Source organism: Dysgonomonas mossii DSM 22836 (assembly GCF_000213575.1).
GTDB lineage: Bacteria > Bacteroidota > Bacteroidia > Bacteroidales > Dysgonomonadaceae > Dysgonomonas > Dysgonomonas mossii.
Genome location: NZ_GL892006.1, coordinates 16,359 through 42,194, shown reverse-complemented (window position 1 = coordinate 42,194; position 25,836 = coordinate 16,359). Strand labels below are relative to the sequence as shown.

General features: G+C 35.5%; 26 protein-coding genes and 1 tRNA gene. 14 read left to right on the top strand and 13 right to left on the bottom strand.

All coding sequences use genetic code 11. The features are described from left to right. Positions 1-44: 44 nt before the first annotated feature. Positions 45-434 (bottom strand): diacylglycerol kinase family protein, encoded by a 390-nt coding sequence (locus tag HMPREF9456_RS07105; protein WP_006842817.1) that lies wholly within the window; start codon positions 432-434, stop codon positions 45-47. A gap of 159 nt (positions 435-593) precedes the next feature. Between HMPREF9456_RS07105 and HMPREF9456_RS07100 the strand changes: the two genes are divergently transcribed. Continuing rightward, positions 594-944, top strand: a complete 351-nt coding sequence (locus HMPREF9456_RS07100; RefSeq protein ID WP_006842816.1) for a hypothetical protein — start codon at positions 594-596, stop codon at positions 942-944. Between the two features lie 143 nt (positions 945-1,087). Then, the gene (gene aroC / locus HMPREF9456_RS07095; RefSeq protein ID WP_006842815.1) at positions 1,088-2,176 is read left to right on the top strand and encodes a chorismate synthase; all 1,089 of its coding nucleotides are present in this window, start codon (positions 1,088-1,090) and stop codon (positions 2,174-2,176) included. Here aroC and HMPREF9456_RS17050 read toward each other — a convergent pair. Together HMPREF9456_RS17050 and porT are read right to left on the bottom strand one after the other, a co-directional pair. Beyond that, on the bottom strand, positions 2,115-2,474 hold the full coding sequence (locus HMPREF9456_RS17050) for a nitrous oxide-stimulated promoter family protein (protein WP_081462089.1): 360 nt from the start codon (positions 2,472-2,474) through the stop codon (positions 2,115-2,117). The genes aroC and HMPREF9456_RS17050 overlap by 62 nt on opposite strands. A gap of 62 nt (positions 2,475-2,536) precedes the next feature. Then, positions 2,537-3,250, bottom strand: coding sequence for a type IX secretion/gliding motility protein PorT/SprT (gene porT / locus HMPREF9456_RS07090; protein WP_006842813.1), 714 nt, complete (start codon positions 3,248-3,250; stop codon positions 2,537-2,539). Between the two features lie 284 nt (positions 3,251-3,534). On the opposite strand from porT, the gene HMPREF9456_RS07085 reads away from it, so the two are divergent. Next, entirely contained in the window at positions 3,535-3,702 is a 168-nt protein-coding gene (locus HMPREF9456_RS07085) for a DUF362 domain-containing protein (protein WP_006842812.1), read from the top strand. 204 nt (positions 3,703-3,906) lie between these two features. Beyond that, positions 3,907-4,410 (top strand): hypothetical protein, encoded by a 504-nt coding sequence (locus tag HMPREF9456_RS07080; RefSeq protein WP_006842811.1) that lies wholly within the window; start codon positions 3,907-3,909, stop codon positions 4,408-4,410. Between the two features lie 144 nt (positions 4,411-4,554). On the opposite strand, the gene HMPREF9456_RS07075 is transcribed toward HMPREF9456_RS07080, so the two are convergent. The 6 genes from HMPREF9456_RS07075 to HMPREF9456_RS07050 form a co-directional block, all read right to left on the bottom strand. Beyond that, positions 4,555-4,626, bottom strand: a tRNA-Met gene (locus HMPREF9456_RS07075). 124 nt (positions 4,627-4,750) lie between these two features. Next, a complete protein-coding gene (locus HMPREF9456_RS07070; RefSeq protein ID WP_006842810.1) occupies positions 4,751-6,235 on the bottom strand; it encodes a DUF3078 domain-containing protein in 1,485 nt (494 codons plus the stop codon). Between the two features lie 209 nt (positions 6,236-6,444). After that, entirely contained in the window at positions 6,445-6,927 is a 483-nt protein-coding gene (locus tag HMPREF9456_RS07065; protein WP_006842809.1) for a hypothetical protein, read from the bottom strand. Positions 6,928-6,957: 30 nt separating this feature from the next. Next, entirely contained in the window at positions 6,958-8,136 is a 1,179-nt protein-coding gene (locus HMPREF9456_RS07060; RefSeq protein WP_006842808.1) for a hypothetical protein, read from the bottom strand. 273 nt (positions 8,137-8,409) lie between these two features. Beyond that, positions 8,410-9,210: an alpha/beta hydrolase gene (locus HMPREF9456_RS07055; RefSeq protein WP_006842807.1), complete on the bottom strand. Its 801-nt coding sequence runs from the start codon at positions 9,208-9,210 to the stop codon at positions 8,410-8,412. Between the two features lie 101 nt (positions 9,211-9,311). Continuing rightward, the gene (locus HMPREF9456_RS07050) at positions 9,312-10,334 is read right to left on the bottom strand and encodes a hypothetical protein (protein WP_006842806.1); all 1,023 of its coding nucleotides are present in this window, start codon (positions 10,332-10,334) and stop codon (positions 9,312-9,314) included. A gap of 268 nt (positions 10,335-10,602) precedes the next feature. On the opposite strand from HMPREF9456_RS07050, the gene prmA reads away from it, so the two are divergent. Next, entirely contained in the window at positions 10,603-11,442 is an 840-nt protein-coding gene (prmA, locus tag HMPREF9456_RS07045) for a 50S ribosomal protein L11 methyltransferase (protein ID WP_006842805.1), read from the top strand. A 287-nt stretch (positions 11,443-11,729) separates the two neighbouring features. Here prmA and HMPREF9456_RS07040 read toward each other — a convergent pair whose 3' ends face one another. After that, on the bottom strand, positions 11,730-13,109 hold the full coding sequence (locus tag HMPREF9456_RS07040) for a C1 family peptidase (RefSeq protein WP_006842804.1): 1,380 nt from the start codon (positions 13,107-13,109) through the stop codon (positions 11,730-11,732). A 167-nt stretch (positions 13,110-13,276) separates the two neighbouring features. Here HMPREF9456_RS07040 and HMPREF9456_RS07035 point away from each other — a divergent pair, with 167 nt between their 5' ends. Beyond that, positions 13,277-14,497, top strand: coding sequence for an MFS transporter (locus HMPREF9456_RS07035; RefSeq protein WP_006842803.1), 1,221 nt, complete (start codon positions 13,277-13,279; stop codon positions 14,495-14,497). A gap of 77 nt (positions 14,498-14,574) precedes the next feature. Here HMPREF9456_RS07035 and HMPREF9456_RS07030 read toward each other — a convergent pair whose 3' ends face one another. Continuing rightward, positions 14,575-15,474, bottom strand: coding sequence for a PfkB family carbohydrate kinase (locus HMPREF9456_RS07030; RefSeq protein ID WP_006842802.1), 900 nt, complete (start codon positions 15,472-15,474; stop codon positions 14,575-14,577). 267 nt (positions 15,475-15,741) lie between these two features. Here HMPREF9456_RS07030 and HMPREF9456_RS07025 point away from each other — a divergent pair, with 267 nt between their 5' ends. The 6 genes from HMPREF9456_RS07025 to HMPREF9456_RS07000 all read left to right on the top strand — a co-directional run bounded on the left by HMPREF9456_RS07025 (position 15,742) and on the right by HMPREF9456_RS07000 (position 21,360). Further along, entirely contained in the window at positions 15,742-16,170 is a 429-nt protein-coding gene (locus HMPREF9456_RS07025; RefSeq protein ID WP_006842801.1) for a YbaN family protein, read from the top strand. A 121-nt stretch (positions 16,171-16,291) separates the two neighbouring features. Then, on the top strand, positions 16,292-16,603 hold the full coding sequence (locus tag HMPREF9456_RS07020; protein WP_006842800.1) for a DUF3467 domain-containing protein: 312 nt from the start codon (positions 16,292-16,294) through the stop codon (positions 16,601-16,603). 38 nt (positions 16,604-16,641) lie between these two features. Continuing rightward, a complete protein-coding gene (ald, locus tag HMPREF9456_RS07015; protein ID WP_006842799.1) occupies positions 16,642-17,748 on the top strand; it encodes an alanine dehydrogenase in 1,107 nt (368 codons plus the stop codon). 180 nt (positions 17,749-17,928) lie between these two features. Next, entirely contained in the window at positions 17,929-19,488 is a 1,560-nt protein-coding gene (locus HMPREF9456_RS07010) for a cytochrome ubiquinol oxidase subunit I (RefSeq protein ID WP_006842798.1), read from the top strand. A gap of 33 nt (positions 19,489-19,521) precedes the next feature. After that, complete coding sequence (gene cydB, locus HMPREF9456_RS07005; RefSeq protein WP_006842797.1) at positions 19,522-20,667, top strand: cytochrome d ubiquinol oxidase subunit II; 1,146 nt, start codon at positions 19,522-19,524, stop codon at positions 20,665-20,667. Positions 20,668-20,970: 303 nt separating this feature from the next. Then, positions 20,971-21,360 (top strand): DUF1398 domain-containing protein, encoded by a 390-nt coding sequence (locus HMPREF9456_RS07000; protein WP_006842796.1) that lies wholly within the window; start codon positions 20,971-20,973, stop codon positions 21,358-21,360. Between the two features lie 520 nt (positions 21,361-21,880). On the opposite strand, the gene HMPREF9456_RS06995 is transcribed toward HMPREF9456_RS07000, so the two are convergent. Continuing rightward, positions 21,881-22,456 carry a superoxide dismutase gene (locus HMPREF9456_RS06995; RefSeq protein ID WP_185091201.1) on the bottom strand — a complete coding sequence of 192 codons (576 nt, stop codon included), beginning with the start codon at positions 22,454-22,456 and terminating at the stop codon, positions 21,881-21,883. Positions 22,457-22,780: 324 nt separating this feature from the next. Between HMPREF9456_RS06995 and HMPREF9456_RS06990 the strand changes: the two genes are divergently transcribed. Further along, complete coding sequence (locus HMPREF9456_RS06990; protein WP_006842794.1) at positions 22,781-23,659, top strand: helix-turn-helix transcriptional regulator; 879 nt, start codon at positions 22,781-22,783, stop codon at positions 23,657-23,659. Between the two features lie 8 nt (positions 23,660-23,667). Beyond that, the gene (locus HMPREF9456_RS06985) at positions 23,668-24,153 is read left to right on the top strand and encodes a hypothetical protein (protein ID WP_006842793.1); all 486 of its coding nucleotides are present in this window, start codon (positions 23,668-23,670) and stop codon (positions 24,151-24,153) included. Positions 24,154-24,232: 79 nt separating this feature from the next. Here HMPREF9456_RS06985 and HMPREF9456_RS06980 read toward each other — a convergent pair whose 3' ends face one another. Next, positions 24,233-25,780 (bottom strand): peptide MFS transporter, encoded by a 1,548-nt coding sequence (locus HMPREF9456_RS06980; protein WP_006842792.1) that lies wholly within the window; start codon positions 25,778-25,780, stop codon positions 24,233-24,235. Positions 25,781-25,836 lie beyond the last annotated feature (56 nt).

Here is a 25,836-nt window from a genome sequence, read left to right as displayed (position 1 = left end):
TTAAGAACGTTAACTGAATGAAACTATTTATTGGTATTTGAAATTTATGTAAATAAATTATACAATTTGGGTAAGAAAATAATAGCTCCGCAGATGACAGATATTACAGACGATACAAAAACTGCAGCTGCGGCAAGGTCTTTTACTTTTTTTATAACTTCGCTCCACTGAGGTGATATATAATCACATATATTCTCGATGGCAGAATTTATTATCTCTAGGCTAAAAACTAACGCTATCAGAATACATATAACAAGCCATTCTGTATTTGATATTTTCAAAAGAAATCCAGCCGTAACTACAACTATTACAATAGCTATATGTATACGGGAATTATGCTCTTCCAAAAATAATACTCTCAAACCGTTTAGTGCATATAAAGCCGATTTAGAACGCTTTTTTAGCGAAAATTTCTCCGAACCTTTTTTGCTCATTTCAGGCAACCCTTAAATTGGAATACATTTGAATCGCTAATTTAGTAACAAAAAAATGATAAAAAGACAGTTCCTGCTTCTTTTTGGCAAATAACTTTTGCTTTTTATTTGTTTCTGATATTCGGTTTCTGTAATTTTGAATAACAAAATCTGAAAAATATGAAAAAGTACATATTCTTTTTATTATTGTCTATCGGATTGACTTCTTGTAATTTGAGTTATCAAAACAATCTGGAGAAAATGGGTGATGCTGTAAGGCAGCATATGAGGTACAGGGATGCAGATAATGGGACTATAACCAAAGTGGAATACTTTAAGCCGATATCGTACGAAAAAATAGCCAAAGAAAAACGTCAGAAACCTGATGAGGCTTACTTATTGCGGGTATACATTCAGGGTACATGGTCTTATGACAACAGTTATAGGATATATAATATCAATGATACAGTCAATTGTTATCTGAACGAAGACAAAAAGGTGTTGAGGATGGATGAGAATAAAGAAAACTAAGAAAACTATCTTCAATATATAGAAAATAAGAGGGTGTTTCTTCTTTCATTTTAGAAAAGGGAAATTGCCCTCTTTTAATATATCTGCTCGATTATTAAATTATTTCATGTAATTTTGTATTATTATCATATTTAAGATTATCGATGAATACTTTTGGAAATATATTCAGACTTACTTCTTATGGAGAGTCTCATGGTGCTGGTATCGGTGGAGTTATTGATGGTTGCCCGGCAGGGATAACCGTAGATATGGAGTTTATACAAAATGAACTAAATCGCCGTCGCCCGGGACAATCTAAGATAACGACTCCTCGCAAAGAAGCAGATGAAGTAGAGTTCTTGTCGGGTATATATGATGGTAAAACAACCGGAGTACCGATAGGATTTCTTATTCGAAATAATAACCAGCATTCGTCAGATTACGACAACCTGAAAGATATTTATCGTCCTTCTCATGCAGACTATACATATTCTCAGAAGTATGGTATACGTGATCACCGTGGAGGAGGCAGGTCGTCGGCCCGCGAAACTATTGCTCGTTGTGTAGGCGGGGCATTAGCTAAGCTTGCGTTGAAACAATTAGGAGTGGAAATATTGGCTTATACTTCGCAAGTAGGACATATAAAGCTCGAAAAACTATACAAGGATTATGATCTGTCACTTATAGAATCTACACCTGTACGTTGTCCCGATCCGGAGAAAGCGCAGTTGATGATAGAACTTATCGAAGAGGTTAAGTCGAAAGGAGATACTATTGGCGGCGTTATTTCGTGCGTTATAAAGGGTGCTCCTGTAGGATTAGGAGAGCCTGTATTTAATAAGTTACATGCCGCTTTAGGGAATGCTATGCTTGGCATAAATGCGGTGAAAGGGTTTGAATACGGCGATGGATTTGATGTCAATCACAGAGGATCGGAGGTCAATGATGTATTCTATAACGATAATGGTAAGATAGGAACCAAGACAAACCATTCGGGCGGTATACAAGGTGGAATATCAAACGGACAAGATATTTATTTTCGTGTAGCTTTCAAACCTGTGGCAACAATTTTGATGCATCAGGAGACTGTAAATAAAGATGGAGATAGTACAGACCTTAAGGCTCGTGGACGTCACGACGCTTGTGTTCTACCTCGTGCAGTACCAATTGTTGAGGCTATGGCGGCGATGACTATTTTAGATTATTATCTTTTGAGCTGTACGAATCGTGTTTTTTTGGATAAGCTTTCTTAGGAGATCTCAATCCTTTGATCAAATGCTTAGTTGCTAAAATAGGATTGCGAAGTAGCATTCGTGGACCCGAGTACTTCATGATTTCTTTTATTCTTTCTCTCATTTCCGAACTATAGCAATGAACTTTACAGTTTTGGCATGTAGGTTTATCCTCACCAAATATGCATTTCGTTAACTTTCTTTGTGCGTAATTATTCAGTTCGGCGCAAGACGAGCATAAGGCATGGCTTGTACCGTGTTTATCTTTACAGTACAAGTAAATCATCTTTCCGATGGTCTTTTTTTCAGTAGTGTTCATTTCCAAAGAATCTTCTATATAGAAGATAGGTATAGCGATTATGATCAAAAAAGATCGCTCTATTATTCAAAGTTAAATACAAGTGATATCATTCGTGTTTTTCCCGATGAAATCGCTTGGGTATATTTAATTAAATCTTTATCAGACAAATCTGACCTGTCTTTATTAACGACATCAGCCAGTCCGAACGAAAATTTTAGTTCAGGGCATAGTTTGAATAACGGTAGGTACAAATTGCACCCAACGCCAAACTCCAAACCATAGTCCATAGACTTAAAGCGAAGGATATCATTCTTCTTTTGTCCGATATTTAAAGCTGCGTATGCTCCAGCAAGCAGGTAAGGTCTGAAATTCCCTGTACGATCGGGGCTAAACTTGAGATAAAGAGGTAACGTTAAATAATTACTCCTCAAGGCTGATTCGTATTCTATGCCGGAGGTTTGCTCTTTAAAAACAAAACGCCTTTCCCCGAAATGTAGAGAAGGTGTGGCCCGCAGATTGAAATATTGATTCAAATATCTGTCGGCTATCATACCTACACTAAACCCTACCGAATAGGACGGTATTTCCGTAAACCAAGCTTCACCATTATCTCCCACATAGCCCGAATGTGATATAATTAGGTCTTGTGCTTGGAATCCAACCATGAAACCCAAATGATACATCTTTTGATCTGCAAAAGGCAGGTTTTGCGGTTTACGAGTCTGTGCCTGTATATTAATACCAAACAGGACAATAAGAGATAAGTATAATAGTATTAATTTATGTTGTTTCAAAATTCAGTATTTATTTCTAATAACGTAATTTGCTGTTAGTTATTGCAAATAGCATGATTTAATCTAGAAAGCGTAAAAATAACAAGTTCTTGATTTTATTGATGCAAAACAAAAACTATTCATAATGAGTTTATTGCCAGGTAAATAATATTGATCGAGTCTTTGATAAATAGATATAAACAATATAAATATTAATAATATCTAATCCTATCTATTTTAGATACAGAAAAAACTCATTATATTTGCCAAATCAAAGTTAGTAATAATATTAAAAAACAAAAATCATGGCTTACGTTATTAATGAAGATTGTATTGCTTGCGGTACTTGCATCGATGAATGTCCGGTAAATGCAATATCAGAGGGAGACATCTACAAAATTGATCCAGATGCATGTACTGACTGTGGTACTTGTGCTGATGCTTGTCCAACTGAAGCAATTCATCCTGCTTAATTAGAATTATCAGGATAACAAAATATAAAGGAAGCTTTTTAGCTTCCTTTTTTGTTTTTATGCCAGTTATTATGAAAAGTCTTAGTCCTTTCTGTTTCTTATTGAATGCTTTGTTAGACTATAAAAGTGATTTGTTTGGGAATTGAGGGTGATTGTTATGGAATTATTCCAGATTGAGACTCTATATGATATAAATAATATGATATGAGAACTGTATTGTTGCCATCTATCTTTATGCTTATTTTTATACTAATATCTTGTAAAAAAAATCAAGATCAATCAATGATAGGGAATAGAGAAAAAAAATCTATATGTTGGAAAACTCTTAGAATTGAATCTCAAAATCAGGTAATAGTTATTGATAAATATGAGAATTATGGAGTTCGAGATACATGTGACCTTAAAGAGGTAAGAATCAATGAATCTGTCATCGAATATGAGCCTATAAATAGAGGACAAGAATATTTTGACATAACAGAACAAGAGAAAGATTCAGTGTTTTATTATATCTACGATATTGTAACAAATCCTGTTTATACAGAACAATTCGCGACCTGCTATGTAGGTAATATTTCTATTGGATTTAGTACAGGGAGTGCAACTCAACTATGTAAATATAATTCCGTTGGCAATTGGACTACAATATCACTTTCAACAGAGAAGTTGTATAATTTATTGAGAAGAAAAACAAAAATTTCAAAGTATTAGATTTCTATCGAATGATGACTGGATGTTTCTTGCATTCTTCAATGCTTGGTTTCTCTGATTATACATTTGCAAGCATTGTAAAATATTCCAAAATCAATATATAAAACAAAAAAGCAACCTCAAATGAGATTGCTTTTCTTTTAGTTGCGGAGACCGGATTCGAACCGATGACCTCCAGGTTATGAGCCTGGCGAGCTACCACTGCTCCACCCCGCGATCTTGTGAGTGCAAAAGTATAGAAATAATCATAACATTCCAAATAAAAACGCGTAAATAAATAAATTATTTCTATACTTGTGAGTTACTTATTGATTACAAGGATGTTAAAAAAGGAAATATTTTACCACGTATAAGTAAGTCCAAAACCTACCATCTCGTTATATTGAAAATATCCCCAATCTCCTTTTTTAGTCGGAGGTACACCATCGTCATAGCGCAAGTAGAAATAAATAGAAGTTGATAAAAATCTATTTAGGTTCATTGTATATTTGTTTTCACATTCAAATAGTATTTTCTCATAGTTTGTAAAATACATAATTCGACTTGTGAATTTATTATATCGGTTAAATGAGTATGATATATCAGCCTTCACAGTAGACCCTAAATCTAGTTTGCTTTTCTTTCCTTTATCTACTCCATACCTGGTTTCATCTACCATGCTATCAGAAACTAAAGTGTAGTTTATAGAGGCAGGAGATAGTTCTAACGATAAGTTTAATCGCTTGTATTTATCTTTAGGTGATATGTTTTCTGTAGTGTATCGCATACCAATACCCGAATTGACTATTAAAGGAGAGAATAAAGACCTTACTCTTGATTCACTGTTTACCGGATAACCTTGGAATATTGGTGTTTCTATCTTTAAGTTGATATTGTACGACCATTTTTTAAATGCTGTTATTCCAAAGAGGCTACTATTCCTAACATAATCTTCAATAATGCTTATTTTGTGAAACTTGTCTGCTGGTGTTCGCTGAACATTTAAACGCCATTCGAAGGTATTCTCGAAATTAGTCTTGTTTTTCTTATACTTTACATTTAGCTTATGATAATTAATTATGCTAAAGTTGCTATTCCCTCCATTTTGCCAATTATCAGAAAGCTCATTCTGATTTATCTGCAATGAATGTTCCCCTGTTCTGATCCAATACACCGGTTTAATTCGTATTTTCTCTACTTCCGGCTTATTGATACCTATTGGGTCATCAGTTGTAAGTAAATCTTGGAATATACTCTTTTTCTCGACTATAGTCTCCTTTAATAGAGGAATGTCTTTAAAATGAAACGCATTCAATTTAACCCTTTGAGGGTTATTCATGTAGTATTGTCTTCTTTCAGCCTCTATTTCTTTTACCCTAGCAAGTTGTGGGGCAAAAGTACTATCCGGAGATATCAAATGAAACTCGCTTTTAGTATCACTTTCTGATTTTTTTGATAAGAAGTCCATGTCTGACGGTAATATCTTTCCATCAAAAACAATAGGTAAGAATACCGGATCAAAAATCACTGTATCTCTAAATGATACATGATCATCAAATGGCATCCAGTCCTTTTTTAGAATAAGCAGTCCTTTTTCATCTCTTAGAGGTTGCAGGTTGCTTGCATTTAATCCTTGTGCATAAGCAGAGTCGATTCTTAATGGAGCCGAAAACCCTTTAGTTGTATCTCGATTCGAAATCTTCTTGAGTTGTCTGTCTATATTTGTTATATCTTTCAAAATACTATCTTTCTGTTGCCGTACAAGACCTGCATTCTGTGCATTTACAGATGTAGAAAATATAAACAAACATATAATAAAACAGAGGTAGACTTTATTTACTCTCATTTTACTTGTCTTTTTCAGAGAAAGTTATCCTTAATAATTTTCATTTTATAAGATACAAATTTAGTAATTAAATCCTATATTTAATGCTTTATAGTCCCGGTAGATAATAAAAAGATTCAATTTAGTGAATTAATCGTTAAATAGTTAACCCTATTATATAATTATGGGCTTAAACATATTAAGCCCATAATTATCAAATATTTAAATATTTACCACATCAATACAATGTAAAAAGTTTTGTCTTTATCAGGACGATATTCGGTCTTGAAATCTGAATATGTAAGATAAAATCCGACTCCACCCGGATAAAAGTCGTAATCAGCAGTCTCTGTCCATAAAAATTCACCCTTATCATCTTTTCCCCCTAGATGTAAAACATAAGGAAGTCCATTTTTGACACCTTTGGCGGTTTCAATATATCCAATAACAGCACCCTCTTTATAAATGAAGTCACTTAATTCTTTTAGTGGTTTGTCTACAAAGAAATGCGAATTAAGTTCACCCGGATCTCCTACTAATTTCCACTCATTGGGTTTTATCGTAAATGATGTTACGTACCAATTTGTACCATAACCATCCTTCCCATCCAGTCCACTTTGTCCGGAAGGACCCATTGGCCCGGCAGGTCCTTCACATGATGAGAATAAAGAAAATGTAATAGCTACGATTAACAATAAAAATAAATTCTTCATAATAATATAATTTAAAATATAAGTAATGCTTTAACGTCTGCTTCTTTCTTGTTCTTGCCTTTCTTGAGCTTCCCTTTGGCGGCGAGACTCTGTTTCTCTTCTTTTTTGTTCTTGCCTTTCCTGCGCCTCTCGTTGACGACGAGACTCTGTTTCTCTTCTTTCTTGTTCTTGTCTTTCTTGAGCTTCCCGTTGACGGCGAGATTCAGCTTCTCTTCTTTCTTGTTCTTGTCTTTCTTGAGCTTCCCGTTGACGGCGAGACTCTGTTTCTCTTCGTTCTTGTTCTTGCCTTTCTTGCGCCTCCCGTTGACGGCGAGACTCAGTTTCTCTTCGTTCTTGTTCTTGTCTTTCTTGAGCCTCTCGTTGACGGCGAGACTCTGTTTCTCTTCGTTCTTGTTCTTGTCTATCTTGCGCTTCCCGTTGACGACGTGATTCTGCTTCTCTGCGTTCTTTTTCAGTATTTATATTCTCTTTGCCTGAAACCGATTCAGGTAGAGGTCTTATAGACGGAGTTGTTGGTCTCTCTGTGATTTCTGGTCTGGGAGGTTCTGTCGGACGAGAAGGTTCCGGACGTTCAGGTCTGTTGATCGGGTTGCGGTCTGGATTACGATCAGGATTCGGTCGATTCGGCAATTGAGGTCGATGAGATTCGTGAGGTCTACTCGGCCTTTCTGGTCTTGGTCTATTCGGTCTGTTAGGTTTATTATTCCAAATCGGAGGAGTTATGTCATAGTCATAATACCAATTGTAGCTATTGTCGTAATGCCAATAAAAGTAATTATCTGTATATGAAGGATAGTAATTATAATAATTGTCGTAATAATACTGATTATATCCAGATTCTATCGGGTAATTATTGTAGTTGTCATCTCGATAATTGTTAGATACATTGTTCGTCGCATTCTGATTATTAGTATAATAAGAGTCTGCTACATAGTTGTTCGGTTTTAGTGGTTCTAAAACATAATTTACACCCATTACATCGTTGATTTCTGGATTCGAAGTAGCTTCCCTTTTTGGTCGATCCGAATGTGAAAAATAATTTGGAATCTGCTCCGGAACGGTACCACCTTTGTTTATAGATACATCTTTTATAGTATCTTTTATCTCAGTATCAGGTTTGTTATTCTCTTTATTATCAGATCGCTGATTGCAGCTTGATGGTATAAGTAATGTGGCCAATATGGCAAAAAGAATTACTGTTCGTCTCATGGCGATATCATATTAGTTGTTATTAAAATGCAGATAAATATTTTTGTAGTAATAGTTAGGTATCTTAGTTTTGTCTCATGTGTTTATAGCATATTCATGTGTTTTATGTGTTTGTTATTGGTCGTAATATATCCTTAAGACTAATAAAACTTGAATTGGTTTAATCTAACTCGGCGTTTTATCTTAAAAATGTCAAATGTACACAATAGATATTTGTTTAATGAAAAAAACGAGGTAAAACGCCTATCTATTTATAAAATGAGTAATAATGAATCATTTTGACAGGAGGTCAATCAAAAATTGCTTATATTGTTCATTGTATGTTATATCATTATGTCCTTCATTTGTTAATATGACTAACGAATCTTCTTTTTTGAACAAGGAACTAAGCATTATCGAATTCTTATAATTTATAACCATGTCTGCATCTCCATGAAAAATAACAATCGGCATTCTGCAATTAGTAATATATTTATATGTTTCTAGTTTGTATTTTATCAAAAAGCGAGGGATGACCGGGCAGATATTTTGAATCATGTCAGTCATAGAATAGTACGGAGCTTGTAGAATTAATAAGTGAGGATTGTTGACTGATGCCAGCCAAGTTGCGGGGCATGTGCCTATCGAATAGCCTAATATGATGATGTTATTTTCATCATACAATTCTTTCATTTTATCATAGGCCGTTTGTACGTCTTCGAATAATCTTCTCTGACTACGAATTTCGCCTTCACTTTTGCCAAAACCTCTATAATCCAATAAAAACACATCGTATCCTAACTCTGTATAAACAGAAGCAACATTTCCCCATGAATCCAAAGCTCCAGCGTTGCCATGCAGATAGAAAACTAATCCTTTGGATTCATTTGCTCTGAAAAGTAGTCCATTCAGCTTGACTCCATCATCTGTTTGTATATATAGCCCCTCAAAATTTTCTTTAAAATTGAACTTATAATCCTTGCCTAACTTATCAGGATAGAACAAGAGCCTTTCTTGGAAAAAGTAGAAAGCACCACAAAGGATTATATACAATGCCAATGCTATAGCAAGAAACCAAATCGAAATTTTTGCCATTATATCGTATTAATTATGTAATTAAAAGGCAATAAAAAAGCATACATGGATAATTCATGTATGCTAAGTTAATATTAAATATAGAAAAGAATAAGCAGATATTACAAATTAAACTCTACACTGACAAATAAATATCTTTGTGATTTTGAATGATCAGGATTCAGATTTCGAAAGTTAGGAGCAATTTTCAATTGTTTTACCGGTTGAAATTCTACTCCGATCATCATCAACTGACCATCAAGACTATTCCATGCTGTATTAAAACTATTCGGAGCCGAAGAGTCTACAAGATCGTAACGAGCAAATGTTCTCCATTTAGGAGCCAGTGCGATTGATGTATAGACAGAATACCCGAAATAATCTTTCTTCTCAACAAATCCTTTATTAAAAACGCGGTTGTATTCAGCACCGGCAGAGATCTTATTGTCTTTGTACCCTGCAAACACGGCCATTGTATATTGATCTTTAAAGTTTGCATCTGTAACTCCTTCGGGTAAAGCATCTCTCAAATTTTCACTTTCATTATAAACATCTCCATATATGCGGAGTATCGTATTTTTTGTAGGGTGAAGGCTCAGCCCGGCAGCATATTTCATACTATTATCCTTTTTTATCTTCTTATATCCTTCTCCGTTAGTGATCCCTAAATCTGCCGATATATACGGATTGAACGCATATTCTGCCGTTACTCCCATATCTACACTTGGTCCCATTTTGTTTAAGTCCTGAAACGATTTCATCACATAACGATGCATCCAGTATGTTTCTTGCACACTAAATCCCATTAGCCCAATTAATCCGGCATTAACACTAAAACCTTTGTCGCTCCAGTTTACGAAGGCATTTCGTAGATACACTTCGAGCCCATCAGATGATGTTTTTCCGGCTGCACCATCAATAACGACTTGAGCCTGTAGCGTGCGTGTAAATTTATAATTATAACCAAGGAGAGCTCTTGTGATATCAAACCCAGACTTGTCATCATCACCAAATCCTTTACTGAAATCGAGAAAGCTTCTTGCAATAATCTTACCGGATGGTTTAAAGGCTAAAGAATCCTGAGCATAAGAGGAGGTACTACAAAGTATAGAAAATAGAAAGAAAATAGAAAAATATCGTTTCATACTCACAATTTATAATTTTTCACAAAGTAAAACGAAAAGATTTGAAAATATAATCTTCACATTATTAATGTTTTGTTAAGATAATATGACGAAAAATATACAAAATGTGTATATTTGTGTATTCCGTTGTATTTTAGATGAATAGCAAGCATTTATTGTTTTTAAAATCACAGAAAGATTATTTGTCGCTGTGTAAAACTAAATCTAAAAAGCAAAGATGACTTCATTATAAAACACTACTTTTGCAACAACGCAAATTAATATTAATATGAAATATACAGAAGTGACTTTTACGTGCTCTCCCAACGACGAGATAGTTAACAGTATTCTATCTGCGACTATTGCTGATACAGGCTTCGAGAGCTTTGTTGAGAACGAACTGGGGACTACGGCATACGTTCAAAGCGATTTGTTTGATGAGGCTCAATTGAACGAAATTTTAGAAAATTTTCCTTATGAAGCAAAGATAACTTATACTTATAAGGAAATAGAAGAAAAGAATTGGAATGAAGAATGGGAAAAAAACTATTTTCAACCTTTGATTATCGATGATAAATGTATAATACAAAGTACCTTCCATAATGCGCCGGCGATATATGATTATAACATATATATAGATCCTAAAATGGCATTTGGAACCGGTCATCATCAAACCACCGAACTGATGATAAGGGAGATATTGAAAGAAGATTTCTCAGGAAAAGCGTTACTCGATATGGGTACCGGGACAGCTATTCTGGCTATCTTAGCCTCAATGCGGGGAGCCGGACCGATTGAAGCAATAGATATTGATCAGTGGGCATACGACAATGCGATGGAGAATATAAAATTGAATGGCATAGATAACATTACGGTTAAGATAGGAGGGGCAAACCTACTTGTGGATATGGCTTTCGATGTTATATTAGCCAATATTAATAGAAATATTCTGCTGAATGATATTCATGCTTATGCGTCTGTTTTAAACAACGGTGGATGCTTGTATATGAGTGGATTTTATATTGATGATATCCCTGCCATAACCGAAGAATGCAAAAAAAATGGATTGACATTCTGTCACAATACACAAAAAGACAATTGGACTGCAGTGAAATTCCAAAAGGCCTAAAACGACATACGAGGAGGCTTCTGAATGAAACCTCCTCGTATGTTTGAGTTAATTAGGTATTAGGCTTTAAGGTAAATAAAGATTGTTTGGTTATCATTACAAAGGAACTACATTTATGAGTCCTCGCCAAATAAAAAAACATATTATAAAACATATTTTTTATAAATTTTGCTAACCATACAAGCCAATCTCTTTAATATTTTAACATTTGAAATAGCCTACTCCCCATGGATACTTGTCTTCAAATAACTAAGAACAAGATTATTATAAATAATTTAACAAAAGGGCTAGTTCATATAATCCCACATTGGTAACTGTATCGGTTTTTGAGTCAAACAACTTTGAGCCTTCGCATCCAAATATTTCTTATGTACCACTATACGAAACATATACTCGCTGAACCATTTATCAGTAAAGGTTAAGTAACCCTTATTCCCTGATGCTGCACCCCAACTATTTTCAAACTCCCATTTAATAGGCTGATCGCTCATATCCGTATCACATCCTACAAGAGTCATGGCATGTGTCGATCCGCTTTGGCGGGTTAAGATGCGTGCTTTTTTGTCCATCGACAAATTTACACCCAGCAATGATTCATAATCATACATTTCGGGATCTAATATACCTGATTCTCTATTCATCTGTTTGCCAACATCGCATGAAGCGTACATCGGCTCATTACTTTTGATAGAGGCTAACGCCGCTTTCTTAATGTCTTCATTCGGCAAGTTCAGATATATCCAGTTTATACCTTCTATTGTGTTTTTATAATTCTGGATCTCATACAACTTGTAATATTCACGTGTAGGATCATTCATTATCATTATATAGTTGCTCGGAGAATAATCTTCCGGTGTAATCTCTTTATAAAACTGTTGAGGCGTATAGCTGTTCAGTTCTCTAACACTTCCGTTTTTATCCTTATACCTCCATGTAAACTGTTTTGGGGGCTCGCCAAGGCAAAGAACCAGAATCCGGTATACATCTTTTAAGATAGTTGCTTTTTCGTTTCTTAACTCTTGCATTTTTTTCCCTGAAGCAGCTTGTTCGCGAAGATTATATCCTCCTAAACGCAGTTTTTCGTTTACAAGGTTAATCATTTGTCTCGTGTTATTCGAGTGTGCTGTTTCCGGCATTACTTCTTGAGGTACAACTCCATATTTTTGTCCAAGATTGTAATATAGATTCCAGACCCCACCGTCACTTACAGGTGACTTGAAGAGATATTCTACGGTGCGATCATCGAAAGAATCTTTGCTTGTTGCGATTATATTTTCTAAAAATAAATTTGATTTTTCAAATATATCCCAGAAATATAGATAATTGTGAGAGAAGTCAAATTCACTCAGATTGTATTTTTCGATGATGGAAGGGCGCAATACATTCATCGATGTAAACATCCAGCACCGTCCCGAACTTTTTTGATCGGTGATACCTTTAACATTTACCCGATACTTGAAGTAATGGTCTATTTTCCCTTGAAGGCTGTTGTTTAAGGCATTTGCAGTAATATTGGCATTTGATGTCAGAACGTTTTGGATGGCTCTCGTGGCAGGGTCTTCTTTAAAGCTAGACTGTATTTCCTGCAATTCTTTCTCGGTGATACTTTGAGAAGAAACAGCAAGAGAAAAGCATAGCAAAAAGCCCGTGAATAGATGTTTTTTCATAAAATATGTCTTTTATATGTGAATGTAGAATAACTAATTATGCAAAAATACGAAATATTGATAGATATTTGTTCTACATGCCAATTATAATAAATATTTGTTTAAACATAATGCTTAATCTTCATCAAAGACTTTTATCTTTGCATCGTTAAAAAAATATCTAAGAAATGACATCAGAAATACAACCGGCATATTCGAAACAAAGAATTAGATATGCTGTTTTATCTATTTTTATTGCTCAAGGATTATGCTTTGCCAGTTGGGCCAGCCGTCTTCCGGATATAAAGAAAGACTTTAATGTCGAAAGTTATCTACACTACGGCTTATTAATGTTTCTACTTCCGATGGGAAAGTTTATCGCTATTCCTGCAGTTGGTTTTCTACTTCCTCGCTTGGGTAGTAAAAAAACGGTTCTAATTAGTATTATCGGATATGCCCTATCGCTATTTTTGGTTAGTATTGTACCCGGAATTACAGGATTAGGGATAACATTGTTCTTATTTGGTATATTTTGGAATATGACTGATATTTCGTTGAATACGCAGGCTATTGAAGTTGAACGTATTTACGGAAAGCCCATAATTGCGACTTTTCATGCGAGTTGGAGCTTATCTGCGTGTATAGGTGCTATTATTGGTTATTCGATGATCAATCTGAATGTTATTACTTTCTATCATTTTCTAGGTATGACTTTGCTTGCTATAGTCATTGTTATGCTTAATTACAAATATCTGCAAGAACCTGCTAAAGCAATTGAAAAGGATGAAAACTTAACTGTTGCGCAAGGTGCTAAAGCGAAAACAGGCAAGTTGCATCTCCCGGAGTCGCTTCTCATACAGCTTGGATTGGTATGGCTATTGGCTCTTATCGTTGAGAATACAATGTTTGAATGGAGCGATGTATATTTTCAGTCTGTGATCAAGGCACCGGAATCATTGCAGGTTGGATTTCTTGTATTTATGGTGATGATGTTTGCGGGGCGTATGCTTACTAACTTTGCATATACTATTTGGCAGAAAAAGACTGTGTTGCAAATAGCAGGGGCACTTATTTTTGCAGGATTTATAATTTCGTCCCTTTTTATCGGGTATTCCGACGCTTTAATCACCAAAGTAATTATCACATCTATAGGCTTTATGCTCATCGGTTTAGGGATTTCTTGCGTTGTGCCTACTATCTACAGTATTGTAGGAGATAAGGCTAAAACTCCGGTGGGAACGGCGTTAACTATCATGTCGAGTATTAGTTTCGTTGGTCCGTTTATCTCCCCATTACTTGTCGGTTCTGTGTCCGATGCTTACGGACCCAAATGGGCATATCTTATTATGAGTGTAGTCGGATTACTGATAATAGCTGCAGTATCGTTCGTGAAGAATTTAAGAAAATAAATATTCTATCTTATAAATAGAAAAAGGCTTTTAGTTGTTGTCTAAAAGCCTTTTTTATTATTATAAATTCCGGATAATTAAAATTCCGGTATAATCTGTTCGGCATTCTTAATCCGATCTTCAACATCTTCTTTTGTGCCGTTGAAAGGGCCCGATCCTTCTATTTTTATCGTGGCCATAGCTGCTGCAAACTTTCCTGCATCTTCTATTGTCGCTCCTTTAGCTCTCTGATATAAGTAGCCTGTAACGTAAGTATCGCCACACCCTGTTGCGTCCACTACATCTTTTGGCTTATAAGCCGGTATTTTGTAGAAGTTGTTTCCGTCATAGATTACAGAACCCAGACTGCCTAAAGTAACCAAAACTTCTTTTACTCCCCAAGCATGAAGTTGTTTCGATGCCTCTTTAATGTCTTTCATGCCTGTAAGAACTTCCATTTCCAGATCATTCACTTTCAGAACATGAACATGTTTTAGTATCTCTTCTTTATTAGCCCAGTCTATCGGATAGACATTTTGGTCTCTGACCTCTCTTAAATACCCTTGAGAGTCTATCGCTATCAAGCCTTTTTTAGAAAGGTATTCTACCAGTTCCAATGAGAAATCATCGGCAAGTAAAGCACCTAAAAGGAATATGTTGGCATCTATATCTTTTAGTGCGTCAACAGAAAAAGGATCAGCTTTTGCCAACACTCGTTGAGTTCTATTGTTCTGATTCTCTTCATAGATGTTTTCGAAATAGACAGAGTGCTTACTCGGTACTACATGCACATCTACGTCTTTTGAACGTAAATCGTCCACTACAGACATTTCTGACTGAGCCAACGATGCTACCAATGTATAATTTATATCGGTAAAATGACGAATAGCGTGTGAAAAATAAAAAGCCGTACCGCCGGGCATATGTACTGTGCTTTTGGGTGTAACTACTTTATCTAGAGTAATATGCCCAATGCAACAAAGATCATGTTTTTGCATTACTTATTTTTTTGAAATGCAAAAGTAGTAAATTTAAGTTATACAGAAGTTCTCATTTTAATTTTATTCTTTTTTTTGATAATACTAAGAGTCAGCAAGAAGTGCATTTTATCTTTGATCATTTTTGATAGGCTCAGAGTATTTCTGTCCTGTTAAACGATTACCACTAGACTAATAAGGGTAATTATATTTTATTTATTCATACTTTTTTCCTTTCTTTGTTTTTGGCTTGGATACATTATCTGAACCGATACGCAATAATAGGAAATGAAAAAATATTTATTTATAATATTAGGCTTAATCTCATTAGGCCTTGGACTATTGGGAATAGTAACTCCGGGACTTCCAACCACACCATTTATCCTCCTTACCGGCGTCTTATTTGCTAAGAGCTCGCCTCGTCTTCATCAGAAATTGCTAGATCATAAGATAACAGGACCATATATCAGGCGTGTTAATAATGGCTTTAGTACAAAAGGTTTGCTTATATCCATCGGTATTATGTGGACTATGATAATTCTTACTACATTAGTTGTATTTAAAAATAATCAGACAATGCAATTCGTGATGTTGGGGTTAGGTTTTATCGGTACTGTTTCTCAAATAGTGGTTTTAAGCAAGAAAAAAAAGAAAGAGAAGGTTCTGTTAACACTTGATAACGAAGAAAAAGATAATAATAATCTCAAGGCCTCTTAAATGGGCACAAAAGAGAGTATTTATATTATAAAAATGTTGATGTTATATTTTGTTATTTTATGATATTTAATTTCCTTTGTATATGAAGGGTTATAGACTAAAAAAACAATCTAATTAAATTATGGAGAACAACGATCAGAACAATCAAATTCAAATAGAACTGCCGGATGATATTGCACAAGGCATATATTCTAATCTGGCTATTATAGCCCATTCGTCATCAGAATTTGTTATCGATTTTGTACGTATTTTGCCCGGTATGCCCAAAGCCAAAGTACAATCGAGAATAGTAATTACCCCTGAACATGCGAAACGCTTGTTGTATGCTCTGAATGAAAACATTAACCGATTTGAATCTCAAAATGGATCCATACAAGTTGATAATTCGGCAGGTTTTTTGCCACCGATAAACGGTCCTATTGGAGAAGCTTAAATCAGGTATTTTATAAATAAATACAAAAAGCAAGAGAAATGAAAATTGGTATTCCTAAAGAGCTGAAAGCATTTGAAAATCGCGTTGCCATTACCCCGGCAGGTGTGCATGAGTTGGTTGTCTGTGGACATGAAGTATGTATAGAAACCGGAGCCGGACTTGGCAGCGGAATCAATGATACTGATTACACAGCTTCCGGCGCTAAAATATTAACTACGGCAGAAGAAATTTATGCCATTTCGGATATGATTGTGAAGGTTAAGGAACCTATCCCGCAAGAGTATCATCTTATTCGCGAAAATCAAATAGTGTTTACGTATTTCCATTTTGCATCGAGTCTTGAGCTAACAGAAGCTATGATAAAGAGCAAAGCTATCTGTATAGCATACGAAACCGTTGAGTTGCCCGATCGCTCGTTGCCGTTACTTATACCAATGAGTGAAGTGGCCGGACGTATGGCGATTCAAGAAGGAGCTCGCTTCCTCGAAAAACCGCATTTGGGAAAAGGAGTCTTGCTTGGAGGTGTTCCGGGTGTGAAACCTGCGCATGTAATTGTAATCGGTGGTGGTATTGTAGGTGCTCAGTCGGCTAAGATAGCTGCCGGAATAGGTGCAAAAGTAACCATTTTGGATAAGAGCCTTCCGCGTCTTCGCTACTTGAGCGATATTATGCCGGCCAACGTTACAACAAGATATTCTGATACGCATACAATAAAAGAGCTGATAAAAGATGCCGACCTTATAGTGGGTGCTGTGCTTATTGCAGGCGATAAGGCTCCTCAGGTAATATCGAGGGCAATGCTCAAAGATATGCAGCCGGGAACCGTTATGGTGGATGTGGCTATCGACCAAGGTGGCTGTTTTGAGACATCAAAACCAACAACGCATTTAGATCCTGTGTTTGTTATTGATGATGTAGTGCATTACTGTGTTGCCAATATACCGGGAGCTGTTCCGATGACTTCTACGTTAGCTTTGACGAATGCTACTTTGCCGTATGCATTAAATCTGGCTAATATGGGTTGGGAGGGAGCATGCCGCGAGCATAAAGATTTACGCAAAGGATTGAATATTGTAAAAGGAGACGTTGTATATAAGGCCGTTGCGCAAAACTTCGGACTAGAATATAAAGAGTTTCAATTTTAATAAAATAAACAGACATGATAGAGCGGATGTCTAAATTCAAATTTTCCTAACTTTTTAGAGGTCTCAATTTGATAATAACCAAAGGAAGGCTGATTCTGTAAGTAGAGAGTTGAGTAAGATATCCACAATGAACGAGTAAAATAAAATCCTCATATATTTACTAATATAAAATTATTATTTATGGAACTACTAAATGCATCGTTAATAGATTGGTCTAGAGGCCAGTTTGCTATGACAGCAATGTATCACTGGTTGTTTGTTCCTTTGACATTGGGTCTGGGGGTCATTATGGCAATCATGGAGACAATGTATGTACGTACAGGCAATGAACAGTGGAAAAAAACTGCGAAATTTTGGATGGTTATTTTTGGTATCAACTTTGCAATCGGAGTTGCTACAGGAATTATCATGGAGTTTCAGTTTGGTACCAATTGGTCAAACTACAGCTGGTTTGTAGGAGATATTTTTGGCGCACCATTGGCAATTGAAGCGATCGTTGCATTCTTTATGGAAGCAACATTTATTTCCATCATGTTTTTTGGATGGAAACGTGTTAGCAAAAAAGCTCACTTGGCAGCTACTTGGTTAACTGTTACAGGTGCAACCCTTTCGGCTGTGTGGATATTAGTGGCTAATGCATGGATGCAATTCCCTATTGGTATGGAATTTAATCCGGATACAACTCGTAACGAAATGATTGACTTTTGGGCTGTGGCATTGTCACCCGTAGCTATAAACAAGTTCCTCCATACAGTACTTTCCAGTTGGATTTTGGGGGCTGTATTTGTGATGGGTATAGCTGCATGGTATATGCTTAAGAAAAGAGATACAGAATTTGCTCAACAAAGTATGAAGGTTGCTACTGTTTTCGGACTTATAGCATCTTTACTTACTATTTACACAGGTCACGGTTCGGCTGTACAAGTGGCAGAGAAACAACCGATGAAATTGGCTGTAATGGAAGGACTCTATGAAGGGGGGACAAACGAAGGGCTTGTCCTTTTTGGTATTCCGAATCCTTCTAAAAAATCATTCAATGATGGCGAAGATGCGTTCTTATTCCCTCCAATTAAACTTCCGGGTGCACTCTCTCTAATTGCATTCTATGATACGGAAGCATTTGTGCCGGGTATCAAAGATATCATAGATGGAGGTTATCCAAAACCGGATGGAACAACAGCCTTGTCTTTTGCCGAAATGCAATCTAAAGGTAAAGCTGCCATACAGGCATTGGCAGACTATAAGAAGGCCAAGAAAGATGGAGATGATGCTTCGGCAGCACAATATAAAGAAACATTGAAAGCTAACTTTGCCTATTTCGGATATGGCTATCTTAATAGCCCCGAGCAGTTAGTTCCTAACTTATCTAAAACCGTGTATTGGAGTTTCCATATTATGGTTTACCTGGGTGGATATTTCATTCTATTGTTCATGGTTATGACATTCTTTGCTTATCGAAGAAAAGATCTTGATCAGAAAAAGTGGCTTTTGTGGATCTGCGTTTGGACTATACCATTAGTATATGTCGCAAGTCAGGCCGGATGGCTCGTTGCCGAAGTGGGTCGTCAGCCTTGGGCTATACAAGATGTGCTTCCTCTGCAAGCTGCAGTATCTGCGGTATCTACTCAATCTGTAGTGATAACCTTCTGTTTGTTCTTGGCATTGTTTACGGCACTACTTATTGCAGAGATACGTATTATGCTGAACCAGATTAAAAAAGGACCGGCAGACTCACACTAAAACTTGATTTTTTAACTAAAAAAAGATATAACTATGGATTATTCATTTTTACAACATTATTGGTGGTTCCTTATATGCCTGATCGGGGGGATATTCGCATTCCTCTTATTTGTTCAGGGTGGACAGTCGATGCTTTTCTCATTAGCTAAAGACGAAAAGGAACGCATGATATTGGTAAATGCATTAGGCCGTAAATGGGAATATACCTTTACTACCCTTGTGACATTTGGAGGTGCATTATTTGCGTCCTTTCCATTGTTTTACTCTACCAGCTTTGGTGGTGCATATTGGGTATGGATGGCTATTTTGTTTTGCTTCGTACTGCAGGCTGTATCATACGAATTTCAGTCGAAACCAGGCAATGTGTTTGGGCGTAATACTTACAGATGGTTCTTGTTTTGCAACGGACTATTAGGTACTTTTCTTGTAGGTGCGGCATTAGCTACATTCTTTACAGGATCAGACTTTACTGTCAATAAAGGAAATATGACAGACGTTTTGAATCCTGTTATCAGCCGTTGGGGGAGTGAATGGCACGGACTAGAAGCTCTTGCTGATCCTCGTTGTTGGTTGCTTGGATTAACAGTATTTTTTCTTGCCCGCACATTGGCGTGCTTGTTCTTCATCAACCGTCTTCAAGATGCGACATTAGTAAGTCGTTCCAGAAAATATTTACTACTTAATGCTATTCCTTTTGTTGTATTCTTCCTTGCATTTGTTATATGGACGTTCTTAGCAAAAGGTTATGCTGTAGATCCTGTGACAAAAGTAGTGGAACTTGTACAATACAAATACTTCTTAAACATGTTAGAAATGCCGATCGTAGGAATTGTATTCCTTGTTGGGGTTTTGCTGGTATTGTTTGGTATTGGTAAAACATTATTAAGTAAGGAATATCATTCCGGTATTTGGTTTACTGGAGTGGGTACAGTACTTACAGTATGTATGTTGTTACTTATTACAGGGTTCAACAATACTGCTTATTATCCATCTTCTACCGATCTTCAGAGTTCTCTGACTATCGAAAATTCTTCATCGAGTGAGTTTACTCTTACCGTGATGAGTGTAGTTTCTTTATTTGTTCCATTTGTATTAGGATATATTATCTATGCTTGGAACTCCTTAGAAAAGAAAAAATTCGATGTCAAAGATTTCAAAGACGATGGACACGTGTATTAATATTGTATAGATATAACATAGATAAAATGGATGTCATTATATAAATGGCATCCATTTTATTTTTAATAAACCTGAAGAATTAGTCTTATTGAAAAGAGAATTTGTAGTCTTGTATATATTTTATTTATCTTAAAATTGAAATTATATTTTCAATTTTCTATCAATCTATTGAATATTTTATCAAAATATTCAATTTGTCTAAAATGTGTAAATATTCAGATACTTATAACTATTCGTAAATATTAGGTTGAATGAACATTTGATCTGATTATTTTGTTTATAATATCGAATCAAATAGTGAATATGTTTACACTCCGTGAAATAGAAGACGCTCATTCTAAAGTTAAGAGTGGTGTTGATTTTCCTCAGTATATCCGCGATCTTATTGCCATGGGGATATCAAGGTATTCTATTTATGTGAATGATGGTCATGCAGAATATATCGGCAATGAAGGTCACACAGTTTTCTCGGAGGCTGAATATGAAAAATTACATGTAATATCAGATGCTGATATTAATAAGTTTAGAGAGTATCTGAAAGCACATCAACAGGGTCGGACTAATTACTTTACTTTTTGTGAAAATTCGGCAGAAACAGGTATTTATAAATGGGAGATAGATACAGCAAATAAAACTTGTATTTATTATGACTCGTTCGGGAACTTTGTTCTAGAAGAAAAAATACCAAAATGAGAATTATTTTCCGTTCTTTTATTTCTTGTTAGAGCTTAAAGAATAACTGAAACTTATACGAGTAAAAAAACAAAACAATGATATAAATCTATTTATCTATTTCATTCTTAGATATTGTGTATATTATGCATAATTAAAAAATTGGAGAATGAAATTCCAGGTATTCTATACTATGTATTAACTGATCGCAGTAGTACCCTTACTCATCAAAATAATTTATTCAAAAATTAATTATTCAAAGTGGGAATTGAGAAGAATATCTATAATAGTCAGACTTTCCAACCTTTTCAATTTGACTCCGTATTCTTCTATTTACCTATTAGAATACGGAGATTTAAGTTTTAATTTCGAGCCTTTCCTTAAAATGGAACAATACAAATGGGTTGCACTAAAAAATTAGTGTTGCTCTTGAGTTTGTGAAGGAAATAAAGTATATCAATTGATACATGAAGATATGGAATATAAAAAAAGCTCCCTATTACTAAGGAGCTTTTCTATGATCTCTAAATGCTGTTTTTTATTAATAGCGAGCTTCTACTGCATTCCAGTCGATAATCTTCCAAAGCTCGGCAAGATGGTCTGCACGACGGTTTTGGTAGTCTAGATAATATGCATGTTCCCACACGTCAAAGCCCAATAGTGGAGTTAATCCTTTTGTAATAGGATTTCCAGCATTTGGTTCTTTTGTTATTTGTAGTTTTCCTGCATTATCTTTTGCAAGCCATACCCATCCAGAACCAAATACACCTGTACCGGCTGTAACAAATTCTTTCTTGAAGTTTTCGAAAGATCCCCACTCAGCATTGATCGCTTCGGCAAGTTTACCTTTAGGTTCTCCGCCACCGTTAGGGCTGAATGAAAGGAAATATATGTTGTGGTTCAATGTCTGGCCGGCATTGTTAAAGATAGCTCCATCGCTTTCTTTTACGATTGTTTCTAGGTCTGCATTTTCAAACTTAGTACCTTGAATCAGATTGTTCAGATTTGTAATATAAGTCTGAAGGTGTTTACCATAATGTAATTCAATTGTTTGTTGACCAATTACAGGTTCTAGAGCATTTGTTGCATACGGCAACTTTGGTAATTCAAATTTCATAGTTCTTGTTTTTTGATTGTTATTATTTATATTTTGTGCGTTTACAGGGCTGAATATCAGTCCTGAGAGCATTATACACGTGAATAAAATCTTTTTCATATATAGTGTTCTTTATCGTTGTATATAATATTTAAACAATTGACCTCCGTATTTGTTTATTACAGAGCTCTAGATTTGCTATCGATTGTTTTTAACAGATTATTGTTAAAATCTATAAGCATTGAGTAATAATAGGTTTAATATAAAATTACTGCTATAAAATAGAAATATGTTTTCAGAATTAATCTGTACTTTTGTTTACGGAAAAAATGAAAACTTAAAGTTATGCTTTTTTTAGAATCATCATCCATTTTATCGGAGGTAATAGAGGATAATCATCAGCTGATACCTGTTGTAAATCGCTTTGGGATCAAGCTCGGGCTTGGCGATAAAAGTATAGGCGAGATATGCGATTCGGTTGGAGTAAATACTGAATTTTTTCTTGTAATACTGAATACTTTTCTTAATGAAGATTATTTTCCTCAAAAGAAACTTCAGAAATTTGATATCCAGCTTGTCATTAAGTATTTGAAGCAGACAGACACATATCTGATTCATGGGCAGTTATACAACTTTGAGAAGCATTTGAAAGCTTTCGTCGGTATGAGCGACCCCAACAATGCTCAAATGAAGCTCATCAGTCGGCTGTTCTCCGAATTTAAAGAGGAACTAATGGTTCAGATAGAGCAAGGAATGGTAAAAGGAGATGCTCCCCTTGCCTTGTTGACCGATCTCAAGAGCATTATAATAAAGCATATATCAGGCAACTTTAATGAAAACATGTGTTACGCTGTTATATTTACAATAGACAGCTTTCAGAAGGATCTGGAGAAGCATAATCGCATAAGAGAAAAGGTGCTGAAACCAATGATTGACGAATTGTCTGAATCTGGAATTGAAGATCTGCAAGAACTCTTTGTTAGCGGTCGTATTAGCCGTGATAACAAGAGGCAGCCTCTGTCTGAACGGGAACTGGATGTCCTTCGTCTCATAGCATTAGGGCTTTTAAATAAAGAGGTGGCAGATAAATTGAATATAAGCCTGAATACAGTGCTTTCGCACAGAAAAAATATAACAGCTAAGCTGGGAATAAAAACAGTTTCGGGACTTATCTTCTATTGTATAACACATGGCTATATTTCAGCCGATGAAATTGAATTATAGAGAATCGTATGGAAAAGAAAAACAGGTATTTGTCGTTTGAGCTTATTTTTGCTCTACTTTTTATTATAGCTTTCTTTCTTCCCTGGCTCGATAAGTGGGGTGTTAAAATTGTAGGGTGGGATGTGCCCGATTTGCAAAAAAAGATAACGAAGGCTACCAACTTTATTAAGATCTTTTCCAAGAATAAAGAGTGGATATATAGCACGCATGTGGTGTATTTAGTGCCTTTGTTTAGTGTGATTACAATCGGTTTTTGGATTATGCTAAGACAAAAAACAGCAAGAGTTCTTTTACTAATAACAAGCATATTTGCTTTTATTGTTTCTCTGAACTTGTTCTACAAACTGCCGGGAGCGGGTAGTGGCGTATATTTATTGTGTGCTGCTTCTATCTTGTCGATAATTTATCTGGTTGTTGTTTTTCGTAGTAAGAAAGAAAATAAGGAAGACTTGATTGAGACCACTCCTGAGATTGATGGAAAAGAGATAGAATAAACTACATTCTATATTATAAAATAACCCCGATTATCTAAAAATGATCGGGGTTATTGTTTTTATATAATTATAATAATTCTTATTTTGTTATACGCTCAAGCCATTTCAACATTGCAAACATAATAATCATTGAGACAAAACATGCTGCAATAAATACAGCCCATGTAGACCATAACGGTGTATTTGTATATAAAACAGCTCCAATCCAAAGGAATGAATTGGCAAGAGCTGTCGCACCCAGCCAACATCCTTGCATAAGCCCCTGATATTTAGGAGGTGCTACTTTAGATACGAATGATATCCCAAGTGGACTGATAAATAATTCAGCTATTGTAAGAATAAGATATGTAACAATTAATAACAATGGAGTTACTTTCATTGTTGCAGGTAGTCCACCAGCCATAGCTTTAACTTCTGAGGCCTCGGGCATACTTATAGTCCCTATTAATAAAACGGCGTATGCTATAGCGGCAATACCCATGCCTATCGCAATTTTTTTAGGGGTTGACGGTTCCTTCCCTTTTGATCGTAACCAACCAAATACAGCAAGTATAATTGGGGTTAGGAATACAACAAAGAAAGGGTTTATTGATTGAAATAATTCAGCCCCTTCAAGAACGAAAATACCAAGATCAATTCTGATACTTTCTAAATTAATATAATCTTTCGCAAAGTAAGTGAGGGTTGCTCCGTTTTGATGAAAAGAAAGCCAAAAGAAAACAACTACAGCAAATACAGCGAACAGAGCATACAGGCGCTGTTTAATTTCTTTTATATCCATTTCTTTTTCGGATATGGATTCAGCTGTATTAGCAGCTTCTTTTTTCTGAGCCGGATCTGGAAATCTTTTTTTGTTTATCATATATACTGTTAGAGAAACTAACATAGCTAAAATAGCTACGCCAAACGCATAGTGAAATCCAGTAGTAAAAACATTCAAGTACTCGTTTGAAAAACTTGTTAAATCGGTAGGTAGAGTATTATTTACAGTCGCACTAGTAACTAGCTTTTCAAAATCTGCAATCTTATCTGATCCAATATTGCCATTTAAGTATTCGTGACAACGTTCCGGTAAAGCTCCATTATATAGGAATCCATGGGCTTTTAGCCACCAGTTTCTCATACCTACGGCTATAACAGGAGCAAAAATGGCTCCAACATTAATAAACATATAAAATAGAGAAAAACCGGAATCGCGCATTTTCCCATATTCCGGATTGTCATACATCTGACCGACTAGAGCTTGTAAATTACCTTTAAATAAACCGTTCCCAAAAGCAATAGCAAGGAGCCCCAAACACGTTATAACCAGAAATAGAGGCATATTCGAAACAGGGGTAGGAGTTGGTATGGCAATTATTAAATAGCCAATCGCCATAATGATGATCCCCATTTGTATGGTACTTTTATATTTTTTTGTTCTATCTGCAATTATACCACCAACAAGTGCTAGCCCATAGATAGAACCATAGAATATAGAGTAAACTACAGTTGCGGTTGTTTCATTTAATCCGAACTTCGACATCAGGAACAGAGTTAATATAGCCATCATAATATAGAAGCCGAAACGCTCTCCCATATTTGATAATGATGCTGCTAATAAACCTTTAGGATGATTTTTAAACATACGATCGTATTTAAGATTAATATTATTATATTTTTTTAGATTTTAAGTGGACTATA